This window comes from Brevibacillus porteri, from assembly GCF_003013475.1.
GTDB lineage: Bacteria > Bacillota > Bacilli > Brevibacillales > Brevibacillaceae > Brevibacillus > Brevibacillus porteri.
Map to the genome: position 1 here is coordinate 122,584 of NZ_PXZO01000042.1, position 15,835 is coordinate 138,418.

The 15,835-nt window shown below is 45.1% G+C and carries 13 protein-coding genes and 1 pseudogene; 11 read left to right on the top strand and 3 right to left on the bottom strand.

What is annotated here, in order from left to right:
- Positions 1-2 precede the first annotated feature (2 nt).
- Positions 3-1,793, bottom strand: coding sequence for a helix-turn-helix transcriptional regulator (locus C7R92_RS20945; RefSeq protein WP_106835531.1), 1,791 nt, complete (start codon positions 1,791-1,793; stop codon positions 3-5).
- 260 nt (positions 1,794-2,053) lie between these two features.
- Here C7R92_RS20945 and C7R92_RS20950 point away from each other — a divergent pair, with 260 nt between their 5' ends.
- Positions 2,054-4,228, top strand: coding sequence for a serine hydrolase domain-containing protein (locus C7R92_RS20950; protein ID WP_106835532.1), 2,175 nt, complete (start codon positions 2,054-2,056; stop codon positions 4,226-4,228).
- 488 nt (positions 4,229-4,716) lie between these two features.
- Here C7R92_RS20950 and C7R92_RS20955 read toward each other — a convergent pair whose 3' ends face one another.
- Positions 4,717-5,868: a serine hydrolase domain-containing protein gene (locus C7R92_RS20955; protein WP_106835533.1), complete on the bottom strand. Its 1,152-nt coding sequence runs from the start codon at positions 5,866-5,868 to the stop codon at positions 4,717-4,719.
- Positions 5,869-6,114: 246 nt separating this feature from the next.
- Here C7R92_RS20955 and C7R92_RS32925 point away from each other — a divergent pair.
- The 4 genes and pseudogenes from C7R92_RS32925 to C7R92_RS20975 form a co-directional block, all read left to right on the top strand.
- Positions 6,115-6,321, top strand: a pseudogene (locus tag C7R92_RS32925) (hypothetical protein); the annotation flags it as partial.
- A 34-nt stretch (positions 6,322-6,355) separates the two neighbouring features.
- Complete coding sequence (locus tag C7R92_RS20965; protein ID WP_412678988.1) at positions 6,356-6,787, top strand: type 1 glutamine amidotransferase domain-containing protein; 432 nt, start codon at positions 6,356-6,358, stop codon at positions 6,785-6,787.
- Between the two features lie 200 nt (positions 6,788-6,987).
- A complete protein-coding gene (locus C7R92_RS20970) occupies positions 6,988-8,196 on the top strand; it encodes an MFS transporter (protein WP_106835534.1) in 1,209 nt (402 codons plus the stop codon).
- Positions 8,197-8,211: 15 nt separating this feature from the next.
- Positions 8,212-9,096 (top strand): LysR family transcriptional regulator, encoded by an 885-nt coding sequence (locus C7R92_RS20975; protein ID WP_106835535.1) that lies wholly within the window; start codon positions 8,212-8,214, stop codon positions 9,094-9,096.
- 51 nt (positions 9,097-9,147) lie between these two features.
- On the opposite strand, the gene C7R92_RS20980 is transcribed toward C7R92_RS20975, so the two are convergent.
- The gene (locus C7R92_RS20980) at positions 9,148-9,636 is read right to left on the bottom strand and encodes a hypothetical protein (RefSeq protein WP_017246760.1); all 489 of its coding nucleotides are present in this window, start codon (positions 9,634-9,636) and stop codon (positions 9,148-9,150) included.
- Positions 9,637-9,880: 244 nt separating this feature from the next.
- Here C7R92_RS20980 and C7R92_RS20985 point away from each other — a divergent pair, with 244 nt between their 5' ends.
- The 6 genes from C7R92_RS20985 (at position 9,881) to C7R92_RS21010 (ending at position 15,788) form a co-directional block, all read left to right on the top strand.
- Positions 9,881-10,324 (top strand): MarR family winged helix-turn-helix transcriptional regulator, encoded by a 444-nt coding sequence (locus tag C7R92_RS20985; RefSeq protein WP_017246761.1) that lies wholly within the window; start codon positions 9,881-9,883, stop codon positions 10,322-10,324.
- A gap of 50 nt (positions 10,325-10,374) precedes the next feature.
- Complete coding sequence (locus C7R92_RS20990) at positions 10,375-11,316, top strand: ring-cleaving dioxygenase (protein WP_106835536.1); 942 nt, start codon at positions 10,375-10,377, stop codon at positions 11,314-11,316.
- Positions 11,317-11,331: 15 nt separating this feature from the next.
- Positions 11,332-12,387 carry an LLM class flavin-dependent oxidoreductase gene (locus C7R92_RS20995; RefSeq protein WP_017246763.1) on the top strand — a complete coding sequence of 352 codons (1,056 nt, stop codon included), beginning with the start codon at positions 11,332-11,334 and terminating at the stop codon, positions 12,385-12,387.
- A gap of 77 nt (positions 12,388-12,464) precedes the next feature.
- Positions 12,465-12,977 carry an NADPH-dependent FMN reductase gene (locus C7R92_RS21000; RefSeq protein ID WP_244195787.1) on the top strand — a complete coding sequence of 171 codons (513 nt, stop codon included), beginning with the start codon at positions 12,465-12,467 and terminating at the stop codon, positions 12,975-12,977.
- A gap of 249 nt (positions 12,978-13,226) precedes the next feature.
- Complete coding sequence (locus C7R92_RS21005) at positions 13,227-15,131, top strand: J domain-containing protein (RefSeq protein ID WP_106835537.1); 1,905 nt, start codon at positions 13,227-13,229, stop codon at positions 15,129-15,131.
- Positions 15,132-15,152: 21 nt separating this feature from the next.
- Positions 15,153-15,788 carry a DUF1266 domain-containing protein gene (locus C7R92_RS21010; protein WP_106835538.1) on the top strand — a complete coding sequence of 212 codons (636 nt, stop codon included), beginning with the start codon at positions 15,153-15,155 and terminating at the stop codon, positions 15,786-15,788.
- Positions 15,789-15,835 lie beyond the last annotated feature (47 nt).

Sequence of the window (15,835 nt, forward strand, 5' to 3'; positions counted from 1 at the left end):
ATCTATAGGATACTCTCAGTTCGTGCCAGTTCAATTGCTTCTTCCCGGTTGCTGACACCGAGCTTCGAGTAAAGAGTGGAACAGTAATTCCGTACCGTTCCCTCCGATAAATATAGTTTGGTGGCAATCGACTTGTAACGAAGCCCATCCGATAAAAGCTGTAAAATCTCCCTTTCCCGTTTCGTTAATCCATAGGGATCATTCGGGCTGTACTTCTCTAATTGCTCACGTTGGCGCTTCATCTCTTCAAATACGCGTGTAGCGATCGACTGATCAAGCCACGTTCCCCCGCTATAGATGAGCTTCAGCGCTTCCATCATCTCTTTTGGACGAGTAGACTTCAGCATATATCCTTCCGCCCCGTGCTCCAACGCTGATGCTGCCTGTACCGAATCCTCGAACGTTGTCATGACCACAATCTTCATGTTCGGCCAACGTTCTTTCATTTGAAGGAAGGTCTCCAGTCCGTTCATCCCTTGCATGTGCACGTCCATTAACACGATATCCGGCTGGTGTCGCTCACACTGTTCTAAAGCTTCTTGCCCATCACTCGCTGTACCCACAACGATAAAGTTGTCCTGCTGGCTTAAAATTTGCTGTAAGCTGTCGGCAATCATCACCTGATCATCAACAATAAGCAGGCGGATACTTCCCTGTCCAGCTTCTGCCTGTATGGGAACATTACAAATGACAACGGTCCCTTGCCCTGATTGTGAATGAACGGACAGCGTACCTTGCTGTTGCTCAAGCCGTTCTTTTATTCCCTTTAGTCCTAAGCCGAATTCGATGGACTCTAGTCCGTTTCCATTATCTTCAATTTGTAAACGGAGTTGCTGACTTTCGAAATACAGATCAACAGCTATCACACTTGCTTGGCCGTGACGAACCGCATTTGTGAGCAATTCTTGCAGGCAACGATATAAAGAAATGCTCATTTTTTGCATAACGAGCGTCTCACTTCCGATCACACGGAAGTTGACCGTTACACCTGTTGACTTCATAAATTCTTCCGTCAGTTCCAGGAGCGACTCACTTAACGACTGGTTGAACCGGGCATGAGCATGAGAGAGCTGATGCAGATGCTTTCTGATATCATCCAGGCTGCCCTGTGCTATGGAGACAAGTTTATCAACTCGTTCGACCTGTGAATCAGGAACCGAGGATCGGAGCGATTCCACGCCAACAATCAAAGAGGTTAACGCATGTCCAATCGTGTCATGCAACTCATGTGACAGCCGATTACGTTCTTCGATCAGTGTCAGCTCCTCGATTTGCTTAATATGCTGCTCCAATAATTGCTTCTGTTCTTGAATAATGCGGCCTTGCTTATGAGACTCGATTAATATGCTAAATGCCATACCAATCGCAAAACCAAAGCTGCAACTAAACATGAACTCGTACGGGAGACGATTGGTAATCAACCCGTTCAGAGCCGGAAAAATAATCCCACTAGAGATTCCCGTCCACATATACGTTCTGCGACTACTGGCCACACCAATAATGATTACTAGTAAAACGAAAGGCCAAGTCAATCCAGGCGCTACAAAGGCCACAAATAGATAAAAAAAGCCTGTCATTACGACTTCGACTGCCAGATACCAATCTTTTTTTCTATATTGAACGATCAATGGAATGGCATAAACCAAAAGGGCACTAAGGATGATGACTCCGAACGGAACGGCTATCATTGCCGGATACATAACATCTGCGATGACGATGATGCCTAGCCAGATCGTTCGCAAGGCAAAAATCACCCAATTGTACCAGAACCATTTTTTTATGTTGAATATCATTTTTCATGTACTCCTGCTCGTTTGAATGGTAAGGAATTTCCCGAATGTTTCTGACTCATCATGCCTCACCAATTCCCGATTCGTCAAGCAGAATGCGCCGTGTCATATAGCCTTTATGACATTCTATCATGCCGGAAATATGATGGGTTAGCACGTTGTCATATATAGATAGAACGGTATTGTCACTATGTGATTTTACAGCCCTGAGAATAAGGTGGATGTGTGAAACAACACATTTCAACTTACAGGAGCGATGCGAAATGAAACCATTCCACATGCAAAAAGGAGCGTCCCTTACGTTATCTGCATTATTGATAGGAACGCTGATACTTCCTACTTACGGTTGTGCGGAAGCAAGTGTGGACCAAGCAATCACGCAACAACAAAATACGGATCATGCCAAAATAAAAGAAGCGATTGATAAAGCTGCTGCCAGCGAAAACATTCCAGGTGTCCTCTTTGCAGTAAAGAAGGGAAATGATTTCTGGTCGTATGCTTCCGGCGAAGCGAATATAGAAAGTAAGAAACCGATGGAAGCTGACTATTCCTTTCGAATCGGGAGTATAACGAAATCGTTCGTCGGTGTAGTTGCCCTGCAACTAGCTGGGGAAAAGAAGCTAAGCCTCGATGACTCGGTGGAGAAATGGCTGCCAGGTGTTGTCCATGGAAACGGATATGACGGTAACAAAATTACGATTCGTCAGTTATTAAATCATACGAGTGGAGTTACCGACTACTTAGATGGTGAACTCAAGGAAAGTTTACTTTCGAACTCTACTCAAACGCTGACAGTTGAACAGCTAATTTCTCGTGCATTGAAGCATAAACCGACCACAGGCGGCTATTCGAATACGAATACTGTGCTTATGAAACTCATTATCCAAAAGGTCACTGGAGAAACGTATGCAGAGCAAATTCAGAAACGAATTATTGAGCCGCTTCAATTAAAAAACACACTATTGCCTGGGGGCTCTACTTCCTTGCCTGAAAAGAGTCCGAATGGCTACTTTAACAATGCCGGTACATTAATGGATATGACTGACCTTAACCCTTCGTTTGCTGACGCGGCAGGGGGTATGATCTCGACTGCACAAGATTTGACTACGTTCTTCAGTGCTTTATTAGGTGGAAAACTGTTACCACCTGAAATGCAGAAAGAAATGGTGACCACTGTTGATACTCCACACGGGAAATTCGGACTCGGTATTCAGGAAGTAATCTTGCCGAATGGCACTACTATATGGGGTCATCAAGGCGGCATTCCTGGATTCACCAACTTCGCAGGTGGAACAAAAGACGGCGAGCATGTGATCGCGATGAGTATCAACGTATTAGAAGGTGCTGTTCCTCATATGGAGAGCATCCAGATGACTGAATTCTCGGGACAAGCCAAGCAACCATCCACCCCGGATCAAGCTGCTCAAAAACATGGGGAAGAAGTGACACACTTCATTGATGAGAAAGCAAAAAGCGAGGAAATCCCTGGCATAGTTGCTGCTGGGTTAAGAGACGGAGAATACTGGTCTTATGCAGCGGGTGTTGCCAACCTCGATCATAAAAATCCGATGGAACCAGACTTTACTTTCCGTATTGGCAGTGTCACAAAGGCGTTTGTTGCTACCCTTGTCTTACAGTTGGCTCAGGAGAAAAAGCTGAATCTGGAAGACTCGGTAGAAAAATGGCTCCCAGGTGTGGTAAAGGGTAATGGGTATGACGGCAACAAAATCACGATTCGTCAGTTATTGAACCAAACGAGCGGGATTGCAAGCTATACGAGTACAGACATGCGGTACGCTACCTCATTCCCTCAATATACCGTTAATGACCTTGTACGTATGGGACTGGCTAAGCCGCCAGTATTTCAACCAGGGGCAGGCTTTGACTATTCGAATACAAATACCGTACTGGCTGGTCTTGTTATTCAAAAGGTGACAGGAGAAACGTACGATGTGCAGATGAAGAAACGGATCCTCGACCCGCTTCAGATGACAAATACATCCTTTAGTGGTAGTAATCCAAAAATCCCGGGCCAGCATGCCACAGGCTATAGCATGAATCGGGCAGGGAAACTGTTTGATTTCACAGAGTATAATCCTTCATGGGCGAATGCTGCGGGGGAAATGATCTCGACTGGCAAAGATTTGACCACCTTTTTTAGTGCGCTTTTGGGTGGGAAATTATTAAATGACGAGATGTTGAAACAGATGACAACAGGTGTGGACTCACCTTTTGGCAAATATGGACTGGGACTTTATGAAGTAACACTGCCGAACGGAAAGACCTATTGGGGACATGGAGGCGGCATTCATGGATTTGAAACGTTAGCGGGTGGTACCTTAGGCGGGAAGAATATTTTGGTGACGAACATCAATGCGGTCGGTCAAGAACCTGTCATCGCTAATCAAGCCATGTTCGAAAAGGAATTTAGCCGTTAAGTTAAGAAGGCTTTTGCCTTGGGAACTCCAAGAGCAATAAGCCTTTTTCCTTTTCAATTATATCTATTAATTTATTTATGGATATGCTATTAAAACATAATTTGTTTTATCGATAACTCGACCTTAGAATAGCAACTGTATCCCAATCAAAAAATACAGGAGGCAATATAGTATGACCCCATCAATTAAATAGGTACTGACATTGCTCCTTCATGTGGCTGCGGAATGTTTATTGATTCAGAATGTCACGTATGGCTGCATCGATCTTCTGGGCAGTTATTGCACCCGTATCCATCGGTAATCCGATCAGGAAAATGTCCCATGCGTTCGCGCAGGTGTGAGTTATAACGTAAATTAGACTGTTTATAAGATAGTTTGAGACTGTTTATCTCGGACATTCCGTCGCGGGCAGAGGAAACGGTCGGGGCCGAGATGGCAGCAAGCTAGCACCGGAATAGGAAATTTCCAGTGCCAGCTTGCTGGTGTTCTTAATGTGATGAAGAGCCAATGAGTTGCTCGGCAATGCTTTTGGAAAGAGTCAACGTATTAATTTCAGAAGGCATCGCATTGATATTAAGGGTTTGTACATAATCCCCGCCGCGAGTTCCACCTGTGAACGTTGCGAATCCTGGAACGTTGCCGCCATGCCCCCAAATCGTAATACCATTCGTCAGCTTTGTTCCAACGATCCCCAAGCCGTATTCACCTGCTGGAGTTTCAACCCCAGTTAACATCTGATCTAAAGTAGCTGGTTTTAATAGCTTGCCACTAAGTATAGCACTGAAGAATGTATTCATATCATCCGCTGTGGAGATCATAGATCCCGCAGCATCTGCCCAAGAGGGATTCATTTCGGTTCTGTCTATGAATTGACCGTCGAGTACGAAGTATCCTCGTGCATGTTCACCTGGAATAAACGAGTAGTCGTCGGGTACATACGTGCTCGTTAGGTTAAGGGGAGCTATGAAACGTTTCCTAATATGTTCCCCGTATGTTTCTCCAGTAGCCTTCTTAATAATCATCCCTGCCAGTACCGTATTCGTATTGGAATAAACCCATTTCTCTCCAGGCTTAGAGATTGCCTTCATGTTCAGTCCAGTACGAACTAATTCGTCAGCAGTAAAGGAATGTAACGGGTTTGGGAGAAATTTATCGAGAAAATCCTTGTGGTCTGAATAGTCAGGAATACCGCTTGTTTGGTTTAATAGTTGCCGAATCGTGATATGATCCCCTTCATATTCAGTACCCTTAACAACATCAGGCAGCCATTTTTCTATCGTGTCATCCAGGTTCAGTTTTTGTTCATCAACAAGCTGAAGAACGACCATTGCAGTAAACGTCTTTGTTAGACTACCGATCCGGAAAGTAAAGTTCGTCTTAACCGGGTCAGTACCGTAAATGCTTGCTTCACCGGAAGCATATGCCCATTTTGATCCTTTGTTTGAGGAAGCTACAATTATGCCCGGTATATTTTGATGGTTAGCAGCTTCATCGATAAGTTGCTTGGCTTTGGTCTGCGAAGCTTGACTGTAAGTAGTAACGAGGGGATCCGCCTGCTTTGCAAAACCAGTTCCTTGTAATGACAGTAATAGAGTCGCGGTAATCATTGTCGATACAGTGAGCATAGAAATTTTGTTCATTTCGTTTCTCCTTTTGATTAAAGAATCGTATTATTCATTCGTTGCGAAGCGATTTGTCTCCCCGAGTATTGCAAAGTAATTGTCATACTGCCAAGATGCCATTATGTCACCATGATGCGTTTTTACTGTCATATGACAGCTTATCGCCCGATTAGGACGAGATTATGATGGTATCATTAGAGAATGGAAGAAAATCACAGGAAGTTAATGGAGGATCAATTTTTAAGCCTTCTTTCCTACGTAGCTGATTATCCGGATAATGGTCAAGTAATCATTAATGAAAAAGGGGAACCTACCCTCAAACGTATATCGAAAAAGGAAGGTTCTCCAACTCTAAAAGCGCTGGAATCTACGATTACTCAACGATTACAAGAAAGAAATATTCTTGACATCCTCTGTAATGTTGAACACTGGACTCAATGGACGAGGCATTTTGGACCTTTATCTGGCTCGACTGTATCCCATATAGATGGCAAAACAAATCTTGATGGTAGTCACTAATCATACAGACATGCAGGAAGGCAAAAAGACAGGAATCTGGCTGTCCGTGTTTGCGGAGGCTTATCTGGCCTTCGAAAACAAAGGCTATGAAATCACCGTAGCAAGTCTATTGGGCGGAGTTGGTCCGGTTGACCCTGGTAGCGTGGACGACCAAACAGCGCAAGAAATCTTGGAAGCCGCCAAGCATCTGGAAAACACCAAAAAGCTGGATGATGTAACATCAGACGGCTTCGAGGCCATTTTCCTTCCTGGTGGTCATGGTACGATGTTTGACCTGCCAGATAACAAAAGGCTGCAACAATTACTGCGAGATTTTTATGAAGCAGGAAAAATCGTAGCCGCTGTTTGCCACGGTCCTGCCGGGCTCGTGGTGCGACCTTGTCAAATGGTCAGCCGCTGGTCGCAGGCAAGCGCGTGAATGCTTTCACAGACAGAGAAGAAGCAGCGACGGGCTTGGGGTCCTACCGGACAAAATCCGCAATCTACGCTCGCCGTTACAGAAGCAGTACTAAGCAAATTAGGTGAATAATACACGTGAGGCTGATAGACGAAAATATCAGCCTCCTTCCTATTCATCTTGTTCATTTTCTTGAAACTAAAGGAGGGCTACTCACTACCATGGCAACAGAAAATATGGCCCGTCACTTTGAACAGGCACAGGCCTCTCGCAAAGGATCGACTCTGGCTTTGTACGCTCTGACACTCGGAGCATTTGCGATCGGGATGACAGAGTTCATCATTATGGGGCTGCTTTCCGAGGTAGCCACCAGTCTGAACGTTTCCATCCCGATGGCTGGATTCCTTATTACCGGCTATGCATTGGGTGTCGCTATCGGCGCTCCCATCATTACGATGGCTACCCACAGAATGCCGCGCAAAGCACTTCTGCTGTTTCTTATGATTCTATTTATCGCGGGAAATGCACTAGCCGCCCTCGCACCGAACTATATGGTTCTGATGCTGGCTCGCATCCTGGCTGCTCTTACCCACGGATCGTTCTTCGGTGTGGGTTCGGTCATTGCCGCTGAGCTGGTTCCCAAGGAAAAACGCGCGGGTGCCATCGCGATTATGTTTACCGGACTGACACTGGCCAATATTTTGGGTGTACCGATTGGAACGTTTCTGGGGCAAGCGTACGGGTGGCGCTCTACTTTCTGGGCAATCACGATTATTGGGATCATTGCATTGATCGGAATTGTCATGCTCGTTCCGAAGGTCGCCAACGCAGCGTCCAGTCTGCGACAAGAGCTCGGCGTGCTCAAACGCCCAGCGGTTCATATCGCGCTTTTGATGACTGTATTCGGATTTGGTGGCGTATTTACCGCGTTTACGTACATTTCGCCAATCCTGGTGGACATCACGGGCTTCTCACCCAGCTCTGTTTCGTACATCCTCGTCTTGTTCGGCGTAGGGATTACAATCGGGAATATTTACGGTGGAAAATTGGCAGACCGCAAGCTGTTTCCTTCCCTGCTCGGGATACTTGTCGCACTGGCGCTCATTCTCGCTGTGTTCAGCTTTACCGATCAAAATAAGCTTCTCACCTTGATTACCGTATTCATTTTGGGGATTGCCGCATTTGGTACCGTTCCTGGCTTGCAGCTCCACATGCTCAACACAGCCAAGGAAGCACCTACGCTCGCCTCGACCCTGAACATCGCGGCCTTCAACCTGGGAAATGCACTTGGTGCCTATATCGGGGGCGTTGTTATCGATTTTAACTTTGCAGGCGGTCTTACTGCTGTTCCTTGGGTCGCTTCGCTCGTGACGGTCATCGGAATTTTGTTTACGATATGGGGAGCACAGCACCAGAAACGTCTCAGTTAAGAAAGGATAGCCAACATGGTGGACTTTGAATGGTACCGAAGCTTTATCAGCATTTATAAGCATAGCTCCGTATCGGAAGCTGCCAGGACGAGAATGATGACCCAACCAGCCATGAGCCAGCATTTGGCCTCCCTGGAAGCAGAGGTGGGTGAGCCGTTATTTACACGAGCTCCCCGAAAAATGATTCCTACCGAGAGAGGCAAAGCGCTCTATACACAGGTGGTTCCGCTCATCGAAGCTTTGGAAGAAACCACTCAGACCCTCAAGACGAACGCGGCCACGTCTTTACCCGTGATTCGAATCGGGTCAGCACATGAGTTTTTCCGTGAAAAATTAGCTCCGCATATTGGAAGCTACCAAATGCGCGTCATCGCCTATCTCGGAGTCGCTTCCAAGGTACTCGAATTATTACTGGAGGAAAAAGTAGATCTCATCGTCATGTCGCAAAAGCTTTCCGCGCCAGGCGTCGAATATATTCCGTACATGCAAGAGGAATTTGCTTTGGTGGCACCTCCCGATTACAGTGAACCAACGTTTGACGACAAGGAGTCTTTTGAATCGTGGCTATGCTCCCAGCCGTGGATCAGCTATGATTTGGATTTGCCGATCATCCGCCGCTTTTGGCGTGAGCATTTTCAGAAGCGTCCACAAACGCATCCGACACACGTCGTACCGGATTTGCACAGTGTGCTGAAGGCTATCGAGCATGGCGCTGGCATCAGCCTGTTGCCCACGTTCATGTTGGATGACCATTTGTCCAGAAACAAAATAAAGATCATGTATCCGTCCTGTACTGTTTTTAATGATTTGTACTTGGCATATCATATGAAGAACCGAAATTTGCCCCTCTTGAAAGCATTAATTGAAACGATGAAGAAGACGGTTGAAAAAAAACAATAGATAAAAATAATGCCGCTCCTAATAATGGAGCGGCACATTCTTACAAACAGTTTAAAGTTTTAACATCTCGTTTATCCAAGATCTAAAGTTTTCTTGCATATTTGGGTATGTTCCATCAATATTTTTCCTCAATGTCACCCACTGTAAATGCTGAGGGAGATTGCATATTTTTAATCTGAGATCATTCAACTCTCCCGTATAATCTTCTAATAGAAGCAACCGTTCACCATCTAGCGTTTCCTTTCCATATGCTTCATATTTTACTTCATTGATTACTGCAGTCGTATGCCAGTGTTTGTATGTGCACCAACGGAAGTTCCCTGGTAGACCTTTTAATTTTAAATTCAATTCTTCTATGTCTTCTTTTCTTACATAAGACCCAATTATTTCAGCATCTATTTCAATTCTTGGATCGAACTCTTTACAATCAATGGTAAGCTCATAATCTGCATTTTCTTCAGTATGATAGTGAAATAGGATATCTCTCAAGTTGTTTAAGGCAATTTCTTTGCCAAAGTATACTCCTGATTTTTTCTCCATAAATGATCCCCTGTTATTTCATAAATAGTGTGCATTACCTTTTAATCCGTACCCCACTTGGGCAAAGTTCCATTCCGAGTAATTGTATATATCTCATAGTGTTCTTTTATAAAAATACCAAATAATCGACACAACATCATACTTGGATGAATAAATGGGTGTGGAAGGAGATTAAAAAACGCTTGCCCTTTTATCAGTTGAGTAGTAAAGTGATATTAAGCTCAGCGAAGGGAGGCAAACTAACATGCGTAATAACACGATAGGTTCATTAATCTGGTTACGCTTGATGCGGTTTACCACCCAAAGCAACCAGCTGTCAAATGAGTTCCTAAATAGATTCGATTTAACAACAGCTCAATTCGATGTCCTGATGCAAATTAGCGTCTATCAGCCTCTTACCCAATCGGAGTTAGCTGAGAGGGTAACCGTTACCCAAGGTGGTATTTCTCGAATGCTCGTACGTCTTGAAAAAGAAGGCTACATTGTACGCAAGCAGGATTGGAAAACAAAAACGATCAGCCTTACCGAAAAAGGGGAAGCAGTACTGGAACAAGCCTTTCCTGAACAACTGGCTTTCCAATCGTCTTTCTTTGACGAAGTACTCAGCGAAGAAGAGCAAAAAACGCTATACACCCTCATGACACGCGTTCATAAGAATAGCCAAAAAAAGGAATTACCACCTGTGTAATTTTTTTTACACCATCACTTGATTAGTCAAGTTAAATAAGGAGGGCTACCATGTACACCATTCCAGGCCATCACCATGTATCTATGTTAACCAAACACGCTCCATCGAATAATCAGTTTTATCAAAACGTATTGGGACTGCGCAGAGTGAAAAAAACCGTCAACCAAGACGATCCGTCTATGTATCACCTGTTTTACGGAGATTTGACAGGCAGTGCCGGAACCGAGTTGTCATTTTTTGAAATGCCGATGGTAGGAAAAACCGTACGCGGCACGAACGCCATCACTCGAATCGGACTGCTCGTTCCGTCACTGGAGAGCCTGACCTTTTGGAAAAAGCGCTTTGAACAACTGAATGTTCACCATGGCGAGATTACCAAGTACGCTGGCCGCGATGCCTTGCATTTCGAAGACCCAGAAGGCCTGCGAATGATCCTGATCAATAACAACGGCGAAGGAGTTCCATCGAGTTGGGCTCCATGGGACGAATCCGTGGTCGAAGAAAAGCATCGCATTTTGGGAATCGGCACGGTTGAGATTACCGTCCGCTCCTTGGACAAAATAGCCAGTCTGTTAACAGACACATTCGGTTATACCGAAGTATCACGCTCAGAACAAGAAGCCATTTATCAATCCATCCCAGGGAAATCCTTCGGAGAAATTGTCATCAAGCAGGAAGAGGGTACACCTGAAAAACCAGGACGAGGGAGTGTCCATCACTTGGCGATCCGCGTGAACAACGATGAGGAGCTGCAATACTGGGATGACGCCGTTCGAAAACGCGGCTTCCGTTCAACAGGAGTGATCGATCGATTCTACTTCAAAAGCTTGTATTTCCGTGAATCAAATGGAATTTTATTCGAAATCGCAACAGACGGTCCTGGCTTCACAGCAGATTCAACCGTCGAGGAGCTCGGGAAAGCGTTGGATTTACCTCCATTCCTCGAAGGCCGTCGTGCAGAGATTGAAGAAAAATTGACACCTATAGACTAAAAGGAGTGAATGAACATGGAACAATATCGTATCGACACCAAAAAGGGACTGGAATTCGGCTTGTATTCAATTGGCGACCATACCCCGAACCCCCACACAGGCTCAAAGATTTCTGCTGAACAACGTATCAAGGAATTAATCGAGGCAAGTAAGCTGGCAGATGAAGCAGGTATTGATGTATTCGCTGTTGGCGAAAGCCACCAGACGTATTTTACGACGCAAGCGCATACCGTCATTCTGGGCGCGATCGCACAAGCTACGAAAAACATTAAAATTGCCAGCTCTGCTACGGTATTGAGCACATCCGACCCAGTCCGCGTGTATGAAGACTTTGCTACGTTGGATTTGATCTCCAATGGTCGGGCTGAAATTGTTGCGGGACGCGGTTCCCGTGTAGGGGCTTATAGCCTCCTCGGCTACGATGTACGCGACTATGAAGAATTGTTTGAAGAGAAAATGGATTTGCTTTTGAAGCTGAATAACGAGGAACGCATTACGTGGGAAGGGCAATTCCGTGCACCGCTACAAAATGCTACGATCCTGCCGCAGCCATTAGACGGACGCCTGCCTATCTGGCGAGCAGTAGGGGGACCACCTGCGAGTGCGATCAAAGCCGGTCAAGCAGGAGTACCCATGATGCTGACAACACTCGGAGGTCCTGCCATCAACTTTAAAGGCTCCGTCGATGCCTATCGGGAGGCTGCGAAGCAAAATGGCTTTGACCCAGCTACCTTGCCAGTAGCGACAACAAGCTTGTTTTATACAGCTGACAAAACTTCTGATACGCTTCGCGAGTACTATCCGCATCTAAACGGTGGTTTTATCGCTTTGCGTGGTAGTGGATATCCGAAGCAACAGTTTGCGCAAGCTGTCGATTATCGAGATGCGTTAATGATTGGTAGCCCAGATGTCATCGTCGAAAAAATGCTCTACCAATACGAAATGTATGGGCAACAGCGCTTCATGGCGCAAATCGATTTTGGCGGCGTTCCGTTTGATAAGATTGCCAAAAATATTGAGCTGATCGCAACGAAAATCTTGCCAGAAATTAAAAAGCATACAGCAAAATAAGAACAAAAAAAGGAGTGACACCTATGAAAATCGTCGGAATTGCAGGCTCTAACGTAGGCTCGAAAACATGAACAGCCATGGATTGGACACTCAAAAAAGCACGGGAAAAATACCCGGATGCAGAAATTACGCTGCTTGACCTAGCCGAGTACAATCTCGTCTTCAGCGACGGTCGGAATTACACGGATTACGAAGGCGACACCAAGTTCGTGACCGAAACCATCATGGGGGCCGATGCGCTTATCATTGGAACACCTACATTCCAAGCATCTATCCCAGCCACATTGAAGAACATTTTTGACCTGTTGCCCGTCAACGCTTTCAGGGATAAAGTGGTCAGCGTATTGGTCACGGCAGGAACATCCAAGCATTATCTCATGGCGGAACAACAGTTGAAGCCGATCCTCTCTTATATGAAGGCACATATCGTACCCACTTATGTCTTTATCGAAGAGAAGGACTTCAACCGCAAAGAAATCATCAATGATGATATTCATTTTCGTCTGGAGCGTCTCGTCGAGGATACGGTACTACTCGTCGATGCCTATGCACGGATTCGGGAGCAAAAAGATGCGGAGTACGATTTTTAATCGAATCAAATTTATCTTAAATTAAAGAAACTCCATGCAAAGACATTTGGGCCGAAACGTGATTGCCCTTGCAAAAGCTAAGTAACCTGCCGTCCAACTACCTTAACAATGAAAAGACACGGATCTTCTTCTCACAAGGAAAGAAGGTCTGCGTCTTTTTTATTTTTCCATGATAGTTAAAATTATCCTTAGTGGATTATAATCATGAAACAACAGATGAATCACATGAAAAAGGTGGCGTGACGACTTGTGAATATTTGGAGGATACTGGACATTGATCCTACCGAAGATATTTCGACGATTAAGAAAGCCTATGCGAAAAAGCTGAAGATGCATCACCCGGAAGATGATCCGGAGGGCTATCAGCAACTGAGAGAAACATACGATCGGGCCATCAAAATGGCGAAGCAGCGTGAGAAAATACCAAAAGCAGAAGTGACATTCACAGCCGATACAGAAGCTCCTGTACAAACGGAAGAGGATACCCCCGTTCTCACTGTTCAACGTCGGTTGTCCTTTCAACATATTGACGCCACACTGGATCGCAATAATCCGGTTGAACAGATAGACACTTTTATGGAGCAAGTAAAAGCTTTGTACGACGATTTCCCTTCCAGAATCAATCCGGAAAATTGGACAAAACTGCTCCGTTCTGACTTAGTGTGGAATATACATCAGAGCAGAATCGTCAGTGATCGCCTGTTTCACTTTCTGCACGAGCACCACCATTTGCCCAAAAGCGTCTGGTTAATACTAGAGGATGGCTTTCAATGGCGGGAGCTTATTCAAAAGCCTTTTTATATGGACAAGCACTCGAAAAAATTTTGCCAATACTATCTGAAGCAGCTAGACGAGCCAGGATTGCGTTTTGATACTTTGCTTGCGGCGACCCATCTCGATCGTGATAAATTTTTGTCTTACCGCGATGCAGCTTATCAAGCCTTGAAAGAAAATCAACTGGAGCAAGCAAGCAACTCACTTAACGCGGCTATTGCCTTATTTGCCGATGACCCCGAATTGCTTCGCCTTCAGGGAGAGTATTGCCAACGCATCGGTGACCCGGATGGTGCACTTGACGCTTATTCCCGTATCATCAGCATTCAGCCAGACGATATCGACAGCTACCTGGCTCGAGCCTACATATGGTACCACAAACAACATGTCACCGAAGCTCAGAAGGAATGCGAGTACATCTTGTCTCAACTCCCAAACCATCCGGAAGCACTGAGCCTGCTCGGAAAGTGTGAGCTGAAGCTGGGTAAGGCGGCTCAGGCAAAAGTCACATTTGAAAAGCTGCTCGCAGCCAGTCCACACGATTACGAGGCACTCATTTTGCTCACCCAGATTCGTGGAAACATGCTGAAACAAGTCAAGAAGCTACCAGCCAAAGATCGAAAGCATGCCTTGCAGCAATTGACTTCGGAGCTGGGAGAACGGAAAGGCTTGAATAAACAAATAAAGCCGGCCATTCATTTTCAAGTAGCCGTAGCTACGGTTGCCCTTGCTCTCATCATGCTTTTTCAATCTCTTCTATACAACGTATATGTAGATCATACGAAGTCCACTCCCATTTCTAATGTAGAGCTTCATCAGAATGGACTGGTCAAATTATCATCGCCAGAGGCTTTGAAACAGATTGGACCCAACCAATTCGTTCAGGCCAAGTTAACGAATCTCCGTAATCTGAACATCTATCAATATACGAAAACAGATAAAGACGGAAATAGCTACACGACATACGAAAATTATTTGACGCTTAATGAAACCGGAGACATAAGAAAAATTACTCCTTCAGGCTACGTAAAAATCGGCTACTTGGGCGATACACCCATCCTCGTCATTACGAAGTATAGTACGATCGAGATTGAAAAAACCGGAATCTTAGAATTTGAAATGGGCCAGATAATAGATATACCGCCTAAGGTACTGGTGGACACAAAGAACATGTTACAGCATTTGGAACTGACTCCTTTGTTCGATTTCAACAAGCTCAATCAGAATCAAATGATCGAGGTAAAGTATTTAACGATCCCGACGGTCCCGAGCCCGAGCCCGCCGTTAGCGATTTATTTCTATGGACTGATTCTTTTGGTCTTGTGTCGTTTCTTCTTTGGTTCACTGTACAAGCTGTATATCATCACTCGATTCTATTAACAAGGAGTGAACTTTTCATACATGTTCACATTCAAGCGTAAAAAGGAAAAACAATTTCACTTCTTTACCCACAGTATGCATTCAGCTATTATGATCGGGGCAGATACGCTCTTCATCGAAACAAAAGATAACTTTAGCAAACGGGGAATAAGAGACGCAGCGAGTCAGAAAGAGAGAGTATCGTGGATGCTTAAAGAAGGCGAGCGGAAAGAATTTGCCCGGCTTCACCATTTCTTATCAGCATTATCAGAATCAGGACGAGCAGAATATATCGACTCTCTGGAACCAGATCAGCATCGCCTCGGCAAGGCAAAGGTCGTTCATTACTATCTGAAAAGACTCCCTGCTGAAGGAATTGCCGCCTATGATTTTGCCTGGGCCTCGTACTTGAGTGGTACGAGATGGGAAAATGGCGGCTATATCAGAAAAGAGGAAGCTCGGCAGTTTAAGCTACAGGCTGTGAGACAAGCGCAACAAGCCTATAACAGCTGGAGCGAGTTTATCACGGGATATATCGCCGGCTATCAATTTATGACTGCGCAAACATCGCTGGATCACCTGCGCCAAAATGATTGGAATTTTTCACGCTCCTTTGTTTCCAAACACGGCAGCCTATCGAAATCTAACTGGCATACAGACTTTTCAAATTTTAGCTAATAAAGAAAAGCTCTCCCCATTTTGGGTGAAGAGCTTTTTTACTTTCG

What these genes read in the sequence shown, in the direction of transcription:
- C7R92_RS20985 (WP_017246761.1), top strand. Translation starts at nt 9,881, where the DNA reads ATGCGTAATAACACGATAGGTTCATTAATCTGGTTACGCTTGATGCGG.
- C7R92_RS20945 (WP_106835531.1), bottom strand. Translation starts at nt 1,793, where the DNA reads ATGATATTCAACATAAAAAAATGGTTCTGGTACAATTGGGTGATTTTT.
- C7R92_RS21000 (WP_244195787.1), top strand. Translation starts at nt 12,465, where the DNA reads ATGGATTGGACACTCAAAAAAGCACGGGAAAAATACCCGGATGCAGAA.
- C7R92_RS20965 (WP_412678988.1), top strand. Translation starts at nt 6,356, where the DNA reads ATGGTAGTCACTAATCATACAGACATGCAGGAAGGCAAAAAGACAGGA.
- C7R92_RS21010 (WP_106835538.1), top strand. Translation starts at nt 15,153, where the DNA reads ATGTTCACATTCAAGCGTAAAAAGGAAAAACAATTTCACTTCTTTACC.
- C7R92_RS20955 (WP_106835533.1), bottom strand. Translation starts at nt 5,868, where the DNA reads ATGAACAAAATTTCTATGCTCACTGTATCGACAATGATTACCGCGACT.
- C7R92_RS20995 (WP_017246763.1), top strand. Translation starts at nt 11,332, where the DNA reads ATGGAACAATATCGTATCGACACCAAAAAGGGACTGGAATTCGGCTTG.
- C7R92_RS20990 (WP_106835536.1), top strand. Translation starts at nt 10,375, where the DNA reads ATGTACACCATTCCAGGCCATCACCATGTATCTATGTTAACCAAACAC.
- C7R92_RS20980 (WP_017246760.1), bottom strand. Translation starts at nt 9,636, where the DNA reads ATGGAGAAAAAATCAGGAGTATACTTTGGCAAAGAAATTGCCTTAAAC.
- C7R92_RS20950 (WP_106835532.1), top strand. Translation starts at nt 2,054, where the DNA reads ATGAAACCATTCCACATGCAAAAAGGAGCGTCCCTTACGTTATCTGCA.
- C7R92_RS20970 (WP_106835534.1), top strand. Translation starts at nt 6,988, where the DNA reads ATGGCAACAGAAAATATGGCCCGTCACTTTGAACAGGCACAGGCCTCT.
- C7R92_RS20975 (WP_106835535.1), top strand. Translation starts at nt 8,212, where the DNA reads ATGGTGGACTTTGAATGGTACCGAAGCTTTATCAGCATTTATAAGCAT.